The sequence below is a fragment of the Eubacterium sp. MSJ-13 genome (assembly GCF_018918235.1).
Classification (GTDB): domain Bacteria; phylum Bacillota; class Clostridia; order Lachnospirales; family Lachnospiraceae; genus Butyribacter.
In genome coordinates, this window is record NZ_JAHLQE010000134.1 from 1 (window position 1) to 13,077 (window position 13,077).

Here is a 13,077-nt window from a genome sequence, read left to right on the forward strand (position 1 = left end):
AGATTGAAAATTTACCCTGCGTTATTTAGCTGAAAATCATTGATACAGTACACTAGTTCTGTTCCCTTTTTTCCTGACTTATCTGTATCTGCGTTCAATCGCATAACTCTGTTTTGATGAATTATTGCTATATGGGCTATTTGATATGAAGTATCTCCTTCGCCCTCTCCACCTGCTCTTTTGTAGGCGGCTCAACATCTTCAAGGCTGTATTTGTAACCAAGTTCCTTCCATTTAAATACACCAAGCGTATGATAAGGAAGTATCTCAACTTTTTTGACAGTCTTTAATTTTGATATAAATTCATAAAGCCTTTTTAGATATTTTTCATCGTCATTTATCCCCGGAACAAGAACATGTCTTATCCACATATCTTTTCCCCGCTCTGAAAGATACTCAGCCATATCAAGTATATTTTTATTTGTAAAGCCTGTAAGTTTTTTATGCTCCTCATCATCTATATGTTTTATATCGAGCATAAACAAATCCGTATACTTTAAGAGCTCATTGAACTTGTCAAAAAATTCCGGCTCTCTTGTAAACGGATTTCCAGCGGTATCAAGCGTTGTATGAATCCCATCCTGCTTTGCAAGTTTAAAAAATTCAATCAGAAAATCTATCTGCAATAGCGCTTCGCCGCCACTTACAGTAATGCCCCCGGTCTTTCCCCAGTAACTTTTGTATCTTTTGGCCTGCTTTAAAAGTTCCTCCGGTGTCTTTAAATTATCATAGTCATCCCCCGGAAGTTTCCATGTATCAGGGTTATGGCAATATTTACAACGCATATTGCATCCCTGCAAAAATACAAGAAATCTTACTCCCGGTCCGTCTGCCGAGCCAAAACTTTCTATTGAATGAACCCTTGCATATATCTGTTTATTTTCTGACATAATAATCTCCATTTCTATTTTCTTGACTGTCAAGCGGATATCCACAGTCCGCTCTGCTACTTCCTTGATAGTGTTAAATAACCTTAAATCTTAGTATATCAGATTTGCCCATGAAATTATACATCGACTATTGATCTTTTATATTAAAATTTCCAAACACAAACTCCCCACCACCGCCTTTCCCGGCGACAACGGGGAGTTGTTATCTATTATCTGATATTAATTTCGCTGCTTCTTACATATGGTCATGGCATGTTCTTGCGATTACATCGAGCTGCTGCTCTCTTGTAAGGTCGATGAACTTAACTGCATATCCTGATACACGGATTGTGAAGTTTGCGTACTCCTCTTTCTCAGGATGTTCCATAGCATCGATAAGTTTTTCTTTACCGAATACATTGACATTGAGGTGATGTGCTCCCTGATCAAAGTAACCGTCCATTACCTGAACAAGATTTGTTATACGCTCGCCATCCTCGTTTCCGAGTGCTCCCGGATTGATCGTCTGTGTATTTGAAATTCCATCAAGTGCCCACTCATATGGAAGTTTTGTGAGTGAGTTGAGTGAAGCTAAAAGTCCGCTCTTCTCTGCACCGTAGCTTGGGTTTGCTCCTGGTGATAATGGCTCTCCTGCTTTTCTTCCGTCAGGCATTGAACCTGTTGCTTTTCCGTAAACTACATTTGATGTGATAGTAAGAATTGATGTTGTAGGCTCTGAGCGTCTGTATGTGTGATGTTTCTTAATCTTATCCATGAATGTTCCAAGAAGCCATACACCGATCTCGTCTGCTCTGTCATCATCATTTCCGTATCTAGGGAAGTCTCCCTCTACCTCATAATCTTTTGCAAGTCCGTTCTCATCACGGATAACCTTAACTTTTGCATACTTGATAGCTGAAAGAGAATCGATTACATGTGAGAATCCTGCGATACCTGTTGCAAATGTTCTCTTTAAGTCTGTATCCATAAGTGCAAGCTCTGCTGCCTCATAGTAATATTTGTCATGCATATACTGGATAAGGTTAAGTGTATTTACATAAAGGTCTGCGAGCCAATCCATCATGTCATCATATCTTTCCATTACCTCATCATAGTCAAGATACTCAGATGTGATAGGTCTGTACTTAGGTCCTACCTGATCGCCTGTCTTTTCATCAACACCACCATTGATAGCGTAAAGAAGACACTTAGCAAGGTTTGCTCTTGCTCCGAAGAACTGCATTTCCTTACCTGTCTGTGTTGCCGATACACAGCAGCAGATAGCATAATCATCACCCCATACAGGTTTCATCGCATCATCGTTCTCATATTGGATAGAGCTTGTTGTGATAGAAATCTTAGCTGCATATCTCTTAAAGTTGTCAGGAAGTTTTGATGAATAAAATACTGTAAGGTTTGGCTCAGGTGCTGGTCCCATGTTCTCAAGTGTGTGAAGGAAACGGTAATCAGTCTTTGTTACCATTGAACGTCCATCAACACCTGTTCCTGCAACATCGAGTGTAGCCCATACAGGATCGCCTGAGAAAAGTTCATTGTATGATGGAATTCTTGCGAATTTAACCATTCTGAACTTCATTGTCATATGATCGATAAGTTCCTGTGCCTCTTTCTCTGTAAGGATACCTTTCTTCATATCTCTCTCGATATAGATATCAATAAATGTTGATACACGACCTACTGACATTGCAGCACCGTTCTGTGTCTTGATAGCTGCAAGATATCCGAAGTAAATCCACTGGATTGCTTCTTTTGCGTTCTTGGCAGGCTCAGAAATATCAAATCCGTAAATCTCAGCCATCTTCTTCATGTTCTCAAGGGCACGAATCTGTTCTGCGATTTCTTCTCTGAGACGGATAACCTCACCCTTCATGCTTCCACTGCCACATTTGAGTTTGTCTTTCTTCTTCTCCTCGATAAGGAAGTCGATACCATAAAGAGCAACTCGTCTGTAGTCACCTACGATACGACCACGGCCGTATGTATCAGGAAGTCCTGTCATTATCTTGTTGTGACGTGCCTTTATCATCTCAGGTGTATATGCATCAAATACAGCAGTATTATGAGTTTTGTGATATACTGTGAAAATCTTTTTAATCTCAGGGTCTACTTCATATCCATATGTCTCACAAGCCTGAACTGCCATCTTGATTCCACCATAAGGCATAAACGCACGCTTGAGAGGCTTATCTGTCTGAAGACCTACTACTTTTTCCAAATCTTTTAAGGACTCATCTATATAACCTGCATCATGTGAAGTGATTGAAGATACGATCTTCGTGTCCATATCAAGCACTCCGCCTTTTGCTCTCTCTTCTTTCTGAAGCTTCTGAAGTGCACCCCAAAGCTTATCTGTAGCTTCCGTAGGTCCTTCAAGGAATGATTCATCACCTTCATACGGTGTATAGTTGTCCTGAATAAACTGTCTGACATTGATTTCTTCTTTCCAGAGTCTTCCCTCAAAGCCATCCCATTCTTTCATCTCTACCACGATAATTCTCCTCCTGTATATTGATAAAATGTATAAATTATATTTGTTATAGTATAAAAAACAGTTTTATACCTGCGACAACTATTTTTTAACATGTAATCAAAGCTTAGTCAAGTGTTTCTAATTAACAATTTTTCTCATATTTTTATTTTATTCTTCACAAATCATCATTAAAAACATCAAAACACCCATAAACTAAGCGTTCAGGGCGTTTTGATAAATTTTATTTATTATGTTAATGAATATATTATCTCAATTATCTTTAGCCTGTATGAGCCATATATCCACAAGATATTCAGCAAAATTTTCCTATATTATGATTTTTATACCAGAAAGTGTTTTGACCCTGCATCATAAAATATCAATATTTACTGTAACCGTTATCTTCTAATGATATGATGCTTTCGTTTTCATTGAAATTGCTCTTTCCGGCAAATTCTGATGCATCGGGTATTCTGTGCACAGAGCTTACTGTATTTGAAACTCCTATATTTCCTGCTGTTCCAAATGAATCACTTCTCTGAGCTGTGCTAGCTGCCGCTCCTATTTTACCTGCTGCATTATTAAAATCTGAGCCTATCATACCGGCATTGTTCTTAAGGTTATAATTTCCAAGAAGTACCTTGAGGTTCTGAGCCTGATTTGAAAGCTCCTCGCTTGCGGCTGCACACTGTTCACTTGTAGCTGAATTGTTCTGTACTACTGAGGAAACCTGTCCGACAGCTTCATCTATCTGACCAAGTGCTATGGCCTGTTCGTTTGATGATTCTGCTATATTTGCCACTATCTTAACAATCTCCTCTACATTTGATGCTATTGCTTCAAGTTTTGCAGATGTCTCACTTGCGATAACAGAGCCATTCTGTGTCTTCTCAATAGAGTCCTCTATCATTTCTGCCGTCTCGCTTGCTGCGGCTGCACTCTTTGCTGCAAGGTTTCTTACTTCCTCAGCAACTACTGCAAATCCCTTTCCATGCTCACCTGCCCTTGCAGCTTCAACTGCCGCATTAAGTGCAAGGATATTTGTCTGGAATGCTATGTCATCAATTGTCTTGATAATCTTTGAAATATTTTCTGATGATTCTGTGATATCCTGCATAGCTGACATCATTCTGTTCATCTCATCAGTTCCTGCTACTGCTTCTTCTTTAGCCTGATTTACAAGACTCTCTGCCTCTCTTGCTTCCTCGGCATTCTGTTTTGTTCTCGATGTAACTTCAGTAATAGATGATGTCACCTGCTGAATAGCACTTGCCTGCTCTGTAGAACCCTGGGCAAGTGACTGGCTTGCTATCGCTACCTGCTGTGCCCCTGCACCTACCTGATATGCTGACTCTTTAATATTTCCAAGAGTTTTATTATTTGAGTCAACCATAAGTTTGAATGCCTGTCCGAGTTCATCTGCTGGTGATTTTGGATTTATCTGCATTGAAAGATTTCCGTTTGCGACCTCATTTGCAACATTAACCTCGCGTTTCATTCTGTCAACAACCTCATTAAAGCTGTTTATCATCTGCCCAAGTTCATCGTTTGTCGTTGCAACTATCTTTTCACCGGAAATGTCACCCTTTGAAATACTTTCTGCCCTTTCCGTAAGAGCCTTTATAGGTTTTGTGATAAATCTTGTAAATGTAGCGGCAATACAGATAAGCGCTATTATACAAACTACTGCTATAATCACAAGTATAACTGTTGAGCGTTCATTGCGTGTATCAACACTTTTTCTTCCAGAATCACTCTTGTCATTAAAATACTTTGATACATTTGAAACTTCCTCGTCAACATCACTTGATACTGATTTGATAGACTTGTCATATATACTCATTGCCTGAGTGTATTTTTTCTGTGAAACAAGAGTCATTATCTGTTTAAATGCATCAGTTCCATCATTTAAATACTGCTGTACATTCTCAAGAGATTTCTTTGCCTGTCCGTTTTCATCTGCCTTAGGAATAGATTCGATAAGATCATCAAGTTCTTTTGAACATGTCTCTGATAAATCTGTTATATCTGTTGTAAGTGCACTTAAATCCACACCGTCATCAGCAGCATATGCATAACTTGACAATAAACTCTCAAGTTCCTTGTAATCTTTTGTAAAAGTTCCAACATCAATACATTTCTGTGTGTATGTATCATAAACACTATCATACTTGTCTGCTATGGTTCTCTGTGCATTTATAGCCATAATGCTGAATACTATCAGTATTATCATGGCAACTCCATAGCCTATAAAAGTTTTTTTAGCTAAACTCAAGTTCTTCATATATTTTTTCCTCCATTGTATTATTTTGTCATACTCTTAAACAGTAATTATTCATCTTCCTCTGATTCTTCACCTGAATTTTCTTCAGGTTCCACATCATTTATCAGCTTGTCAGGATCAAGTAAAAGTTTAACTTCTCCATTTACCCTGCCTATTCCAAACACATATTTCTTAGCCTGTTTTTCAAGGTCACTGACACTTGGAGGAGGAGTTATCTCATTTTCTGCAAATGCTGCAACTTCATCAATCTCATCCACGATAAGACCGATAACCGTTGATTTCACATCTATGACAATAACACATGTTCTGTCATTATATTCCAGAGGTTCTTTTCCAAATCTTATCCTCACATCTATGACCGGAATGATCTTTCCTCTAAGATTTATAAGTCCGATAAGATAATCCTGTGTTTCAGGTATTTTCGTAATCTGTGACAGACCGATTATCTCATTTACATATTTTATGGAAATGCCATATATCTCATCTGCACATTTGAATGTCATATACTGCTCTTTTTCAATCTCATCTTTTCTGAGCCTTTCAACAGGTATATCTTTTTTTACATCAGCCAAATCCATTTTGCACCTCCATCAATTCATTACAAGTCCGCCTGTGTCAAGTATAAGACTGATACTTCCATCACCAAGCTGCGTACATCCTGATATTCCCTTTACGGCTTTTACATAGGATGGTATAGGTTTAACAACTATCTCCTGTTCACCGACAAGACTATCTGCAAATACCGCCAGCTTCCTGTCCTCATGGTTTAAGATTATAACTATTCCATCCTCTATCTCCTCAACTGCACTGTCAAGATGATAAAACCTGTTTAGCCTTATAAGTGGATAACACTCCTGTCTTATCATGACATATTCTTCCCCGTCAGGCTCAACTATAAGCTTGTCTTTTTCAACACGTATAAATTCGGTAACTGAATTTGTCGGTGTAACAAAATTCGTTTCTCCGACTGAGAATATGATTCCATCTATTATCGCAAGAGTAAGCGGAATCTTCATTGTCATCGTAGACCCCTGTCCTTCTACACTTTCGATATCAAGTACGCCTCCAACCTGTTGGATATTCTTGACAACAACATCCATACCGACTCCTCGACCTGAATACTCAGTAACTTTTTTCTTTGTTGAAAATCCCGGTGCCGTTATAAAATTAAATATCTCCTTTTCTGTTAAATCCTTTTCTGACTTATTTCCCAGAAGACCATTTGCCTTAGCCTTTTCAAGAATTTCATCTTTTTTAAGACCTTTACCATTATCTGAAACCGATATCCATACCTGACCACCCTCATTTTTAGCTTCAAGGACAACTTTTCCTTTTTCTTTTTTGCCGATGGCCTTTCTCTCCTCATTACTCTCTATACCATGGTCTACAGAATTTCTTATAAGATGCATGAGTGGATCAGAAATATGCTCTATAATATTTTTATCTACCTCTGTATCTTCACCGATAACTTCAAGCTCGATATCCTTTCCTAATTTTTTTGATGTATCATAAACTATTCTGTTCATCTTCTGGAATGTGTTTTTAAGCGGCATCATACGCATAGCCATGATCGCATCCTGAAGTTCTGAGGTTATCTTTGAAAGCTGGGCCGCTGATTTCTGGAAATTTGAAAGATCAAGCCCAGGTACTTTCAAGTCTGGATTCTGAAGCACAACAGCTTCTGCAATAACAAGTTCCCCTATCAGATCCATAAGAAGATCCATCTTCTTTATATTTACACTGATAAAACTCTGGGCTTCACCTTTCTTTATAGGTGGCTTTTTCGCAGCTTTCTTCTTTGCAGGTGCCTTCTTCTCTGGCTCCTCTTTTTTATCTTCTGATGTCTTAACTTCTGATTCATCTTCTGGTTTCTGACTTCCCGGTTTCTGGCTTTCTACAAGTATCGTAGGTTTTTCAACCGGTGCAGTAAGAACATCACCCGCACTTGAAGCAGGCTTACTCTCTGCCTCGACACAAAAATCAAGAAATTCATCACTTGTGCACTCTTTTATCTCTATATTTTCGATACCTGCACTCGAATCAATAAGTTCCGTGATAGCCTGCGGTTCTTCTGTTGTCTGAAGTGCTATCCTGAAACCAAATTCAAGCACAACATCAGCACTGTCCGGATTTGATATAATATCTGACGGCGTATAAAGTATATCCTCAGCAATTCCCTTAAGAGAATTTACAGCCATATATGCTCTTATGTTCGCCATCTCTGTTTCTTTATAATATGTAATATATATACTATAAAATTTACTGTTTTCCGAAGCAACAGGTGCAATGTAAAAATGAGGTTTCTCACTTTCTTTTGCTTTTTCCTGTTTCTCGGCAATCACCTGTCCTGCATCAACATCAGTTTTTTTCTGAATTTTATTCAAAAATTTATCAAGAGTGTCAATAAGTCCTGCCGGATCTTCATCAGGATCTTCGCCATCCTTTATCTTTTCCATCTCTGCTGTTATAAAATCAGATACTTCAAGTACATCATCGACAAGTTCATCATGTGGCACATCATCAGGGTGACTCTCTCTTATAAAATAAAATACATCTTCAAGCTTATGTGCAAGTGTCGCTATGTTCTGAAACATCATAACTGCTGATGAGCCCTTTATCGTATGCATTATACGAAATATCTCATTTACATTATCCTCATCAAACTCTCCGACATCTTTACTTTCAAGACATATATTTTCAAGATTTTCAAGCCCCTGCTCTGTTTCAAAGATGAACATGTCAAGCATACCTTCGGTAATCATATCATCTCCCATAACACCCTCCTGTTCTGTCTTTTTATATTTTTGTCATCTTCCGGTTTAAAACGCTCCGGTGTTAATTCTTATATGCATTCTGCTTAAAGACAAGCAGAAAAATCATTGATTACAGCTTACGGTATAAGTTCAAGTTTGCGGAGTACACTCTCAAATTTCACCTGGTCAATAGGCTTTCCGGCATATGCCACACAACCAAGATCAAATGCCTTATTTACATTTGCCCCCTCGTTTAAGGCTGTTGTCATAATTATCTTTGCTCTTTCATCCTCTGGAATCTTTCTCTCCTGCTCAATATCTCTTATTGCCTTAAGTGCCTGATATCCATCAAGTGCAGGCATCATGATATCAAGACAAACAAGGTCATAAGGTGTTCCCGCATCAAGTGCCATAAGATATGCATCAACTGCCTCCATGCCGTCTACTGTAATGTCACATTCTCCAAATTTTGATAAAAATTTAAGCATAAACTTTCTGCTGGCAAAATCATCTTCTGCTATTAATATTCTCATATTTTTTTCCTCCTGTTATCTGAAATCTAATTATTTCATTTTTTATCATTTATATAATTTATAATTGACATTGTCAAGCGGATGGATATTCACAATCCGCTCTGCTGCTTGCTCATAACACTATGGTATCGTACTTAAAATATTATATATCTTTGAAGCTATATTTTCCAACGGCTCCTGATACTCAACTGCTCCTATTTCATAGGCAACTTTCGGCATACCGTAAACAACACAGCTTTTTTCATCCTCACCTATCGTATGAGCTCCTCTTTTTCTCATTGCGAGAAGTCCTCTGGCACCGTCTGAACCCATTCCGGTAAGAATCACTCCGACAGCATCACTCGCTGCAGCCTGTGCAACCGATTTAAACAAAACATCAACTGACGGACAGTGTCCGCTTACATTTTCACCCTCAAAGCATTTTACAAAATATCTGCCATTTCTGCGCTCAAGTGTCATATGTTTATCACCCGGCGCAATAAGTATCTTGCCTGTCTCTACGATATCTCCATCCTCCGCCTCTTTTACATGCACCCTGCACTCTTTGTCAAGGCGTTTTGCATACATATTAGTAAATCCCGGCGGCATATGCTGTACTATTACAGTCCCCGGTATATTAGGATAAAAATTCCTTACAACATCAAGTATCGCTTCTGTCCCACCTGTCGATGCGCCTATCGCAACTATCTTGTTATGATACTGCCTTTTAATGTTATTTGGTGTTATGGCAACATGCTTTTTCTTTTCCTCTGAGTATTTTTTATCATATGCTTTCTTTACTTTTATTATCAGTTCATCATCAACCCACTTTTTCATTTCATCGCTATCCATGTCATGTGGTTTCTGAACATAATCGACAGCACCATACTCTATATAGTCAAGCATCTGATGTTCCATAGAACTTATCATTATGACTTTCATTGGATGCTGGGGCATGAGCTTTTTCATAAAATCTATGCCATTCATCTTTGGCATCTCAATGTCGAGCGTCATCACATCCGGATTGAATCTTATTATCATATCCCTAGCCTGATACGGATCTGCTGCCATGGCGACAACATCTATATCCGGATCTTCGTCAAGAAATTCCGACAGCATTCTTCTAAATACCAGCGAATCATCAACTACCAGAACCTTTATCGCCATATTCTAATCCCCCATTTCTCAACTATTACTATTTCATATCTGTAACCTGAACATGTCTCTAAACTTTTCTGTATATTGATGGTCGTACATACTGAAATCCTGATTTTACTTTATCAATGCTCTCAGTAGTTCCAATAAAAAGATAACCGCCGGTTTCCATATGATCATATATATTATTTAAAAGAAAGCTCTTTGTCTCATCCTCAAAATATATCATGACATTTCTCAGAAATACTACCTGAAATCTTCCTTTAAAAGTAATATCATCCATAAGATTGAACTTTCTGAAAACTATCTGCTTTCTAAGCTCACTGCTCACCTGAAAGTGTTCTGCGTCTATTCTCTTAAAATACTGCCTTTTCCATCTTTCAGGCAAATTTTGTATCTGCTCTTGAAGATAAATACCATCACTAGCTTTTTTTAATACTTCCATTGAAATATCGGTCGCCAGAAGTTGTGTGTCCCACCCCGGCTCCATACCAAAATAATCACGCAAAACCATAGCAATGGTATACGGCTCCTCACCAGTAGAAGCCGCCGCAGACCATACTCTTACATCTTTTGTCCCCGCCTTTGACTGTCGTATCCACGGCAGCACATAATCGTTCAGATATTCAAAATGCATAAACTCACGCATAAAAAATGTATGGTTCGTCGTAAGTATATTTATCATATCCATGGCCTCAGCACCGTTTGGTGAATCAGCAATCTTTCTTATAAACTCACTATAACTTGAATACCCGTTTTTTAAGAGATAGTTTTCAAGTCTTCCTTCTATCAGCACACGTTTGTGCCCGAGTTCAATGCCATAACGGTTATGCATATATGACACTATCCAGTTAAATTCTCTTTCCGTAAGTTTCATTTTTCTTTCCAAAAAATGCTGTGGCTTTTACATAGTCACAAGCACATAATCTGTTCTTCCATCATCTTCTATATTCATAACCAGATAAGTAGGTCTGAACCCATCCTGTCTCGGTTTTGAAATGCTTCCGGGATTTAACACTGTTATGTCTGACTTAGTGTCGATAACAGGTTTATGCGAATGACCGAACATCACGATATCAGCCCCATTCTCTCTTGCAATATCTTTCATCTCCGGTATACCAAATTCGCCGCCGTACCTGTTTCCGTGGGTTATGAAAGCCTTATGCTCACCTATCTGGATAAGTTTTGCACCTTGAAGTTCATTGCCGTAATCGCAATTGCCTTTTACCATCTCAACAGGACACTCAACAAGTTTTCTTATCGAATCGGGACTACATTCCATATCGCCGAGATGTATCATCATATCCATGGTTCCTCTCATGTTTTTTATTGCCTGTATGAGATTTCTGTTATTTCCATGTGAATCACTGACAATAAGTATTTTCATAGCCATCTATAACACGCCCTCCAATTTCTCATACATTGCTTTGAGTGCCAGACCTCTGTGGCTTATCTTATTTTTTTCATCCGGTGGAAGTTCTGCTGTCGTGCATCCTTTCTCAGGGAGATAAAATATAGGATCGTATCCGAAACCGTTTTCTCCTTTTTCCTCATAACCGATCTGTCCCTCGATAGTCCCCCTTGTCGTGATTGTCTTGCCGTCAGGCATGACACACGCTATCACACAGACAAATCTTGCACTTCTCTCATCACCTTTGGCATCTTTAAGCAGTTCTATGATATGATTATTTTTAATCGTATATGGTGTATCCTCACCCATATATCTTGCAGAGTGAACTCCCGGTGCCTTGTCAAGATAATCAACCTCAAGACCTGAATCATCTGCAATAACCATAGTTCCGGTAATGTCTGCTATCGTCTTTGCTTTTATAATGGCATTTTCCTCAAATGTTTCCCCGTCTTCAACAATCTCTATATCCTGAAGTCCTTCATCTTTAAGTGATACAAACTGTATGTCATCACGCTTTATTATCTGCCTTATTTCTTTCATTTTATTTTCATTGCCTGTAGCAACTATAATTTTTGTCATCTTTTACCTTTCCTCCTGCTCATCTCTTTAAGTGATCTTACTATTCCTTTATAGATACCATCTGCTATCTCATACTGTCCCCTCTCAGAATGTAAATATTTCATATCTTTTTTGCTCGACATATAACCTGTCTCAACGATAACTGCCGGCATTGATGTATGGCGCAGTACAAACAGATCCTCTCTTCTTATTATCTTTCTTGCCTTATTTGAAGAAGATTTCGATACGCTTTCTAACATAATATTGGAAAGCCTGTGATTTGTCATATATCTGTTGTCACCTTTTCGCCTTGCAAAAAGAGTTTCAACCCCAAAAGCCTTTGAGTGGACATTGTCCGTGGCATTACAGTGAACACTTATAAATAAATCCGCTTTTCTGCCATTTGCCGCAGCCACTCTTTTCCTTTTTGTTACATACCTGTCATCAAGCCTTGTATATTTAACATTTATGTCTGTCTGGTCAAGCATCAGCTTTAATTTTTTAACGATGGCAAGATTACAAACTTTTTCTTTGTACCTTCCATTTTTTGATCTCGCCCCCTCATCTCTTCCGCCATGACCTGCATCTATAACTATCGTATATGTTTTAAAACCCTTTGCCTTATAATCAGCTTTGTTAAATAATGTCTTTTTTCCTTTATTGTTATTGGATTGTTTCTTATGTTCTTCCTGCACGACATTATCTTTGTTACTGTCATCGACATCATTGCTGCTTTTTGAAATCACTGCAGTATAAAGACAGCTTATTATTATCAATGCTGCCAAAAGTATACAGCTTTCGACAGTAATTCTGTATTTTCCATTATTGCTCATATACTTTAAAGTATATCTCATTATAAATGTGCTTGCAAGAAAAAAGCCGATTTTACTTCGCTAAAGGCTGATATAAGGTTTTTTGGGGGATTTTTATGGGGGTGGGGGACGCCGTTAAAGCGGGGGATTATTCTGTGCTCAGGAACGGCTCGCGCTCGGAGAACTGCGTAGCGGTACATAAGCGGGCACAATACGCCCGCTAAGTACCGACG

Annotated in this window: 11 protein-coding genes; all 11 read right to left on the reverse strand. The window is 38.5% G+C overall.

The genetic code is table 11. The features are described from left to right. Nucleotides 1–136 precede the first annotated feature (136 nt). The 11 genes from pflA to KQI69_RS08305 all read right to left on the reverse strand — a co-directional run bounded on the left by pflA (nt 137) and on the right by KQI69_RS08305 (nt 12,886). Nucleotides 137–889 carry a pyruvate formate-lyase-activating protein gene (gene pflA / locus KQI69_RS08255; RefSeq protein WP_216564903.1) on the reverse strand — a complete coding sequence of 251 codons (753 nt, stop codon included), beginning with the start codon at nt 887–889 and terminating at the stop codon, nt 137–139. Between the two features lie 235 nt (nt 890–1,124). Beyond that, nucleotides 1,125–3,368, reverse strand: coding sequence for a formate C-acetyltransferase (gene pflB / locus KQI69_RS08260; RefSeq protein WP_216564912.1), 2,244 nt, complete (start codon nt 3,366–3,368; stop codon nt 1,125–1,127). 370 nt (nt 3,369–3,738) lie between these two features. Continuing rightward, on the reverse strand, nt 3,739–5,643 hold the full coding sequence (locus KQI69_RS08265; protein WP_216564904.1) for a methyl-accepting chemotaxis protein: 1,905 nt from the start codon (nt 5,641–5,643) through the stop codon (nt 3,739–3,741). Between the two features lie 47 nt (nt 5,644–5,690). After that, nucleotides 5,691–6,221 carry a chemotaxis protein CheW gene (locus KQI69_RS08270; RefSeq protein ID WP_216564905.1) on the reverse strand — a complete coding sequence of 177 codons (531 nt, stop codon included), beginning with the start codon at nt 6,219–6,221 and terminating at the stop codon, nt 5,691–5,693. Nucleotides 6,222–6,233: 12 nt separating this feature from the next. Continuing rightward, a complete protein-coding gene (locus tag KQI69_RS08275; RefSeq protein WP_216564906.1) occupies nt 6,234–8,417 on the reverse strand; it encodes a chemotaxis protein CheA in 2,184 nt (727 codons plus the stop codon). A 116-nt stretch (nt 8,418–8,533) separates the two neighbouring features. Continuing rightward, nucleotides 8,534–8,929, reverse strand: a complete 396-nt coding sequence (locus KQI69_RS08280) for a response regulator (protein WP_216564907.1) — start codon at nt 8,927–8,929, stop codon at nt 8,534–8,536. Nucleotides 8,930–9,049: 120 nt separating this feature from the next. Further along, nucleotides 9,050–10,075, reverse strand: a complete 1,026-nt coding sequence (locus KQI69_RS08285; protein WP_216564908.1) for a chemotaxis response regulator protein-glutamate methylesterase — start codon at nt 10,073–10,075, stop codon at nt 9,050–9,052. A 58-nt stretch (nt 10,076–10,133) separates the two neighbouring features. Then, complete coding sequence (locus KQI69_RS08290) at nt 10,134–10,940, reverse strand: protein-glutamate O-methyltransferase CheR (RefSeq protein ID WP_216564909.1); 807 nt, start codon at nt 10,938–10,940, stop codon at nt 10,134–10,136. A 27-nt stretch (nt 10,941–10,967) separates the two neighbouring features. Further along, nucleotides 10,968–11,456, reverse strand: a complete 489-nt coding sequence (locus KQI69_RS08295; RefSeq protein ID WP_253289065.1) for a metallophosphoesterase — start codon at nt 11,454–11,456, stop codon at nt 10,968–10,970. Beyond that, on the reverse strand, nt 11,457–12,053 hold the full coding sequence (locus tag KQI69_RS08300; RefSeq protein WP_216564910.1) for an XTP/dITP diphosphatase: 597 nt from the start codon (nt 12,051–12,053) through the stop codon (nt 11,457–11,459). Further along, nucleotides 12,050–12,886 carry an N-acetylmuramoyl-L-alanine amidase gene (locus KQI69_RS08305; protein WP_216564911.1) on the reverse strand — a complete coding sequence of 279 codons (837 nt, stop codon included), beginning with the start codon at nt 12,884–12,886 and terminating at the stop codon, nt 12,050–12,052. The genes KQI69_RS08300 and KQI69_RS08305 overlap by 4 nt, the downstream gene beginning before the upstream one ends. Nucleotides 12,887–13,077: the final 191 nt, after the last annotated feature.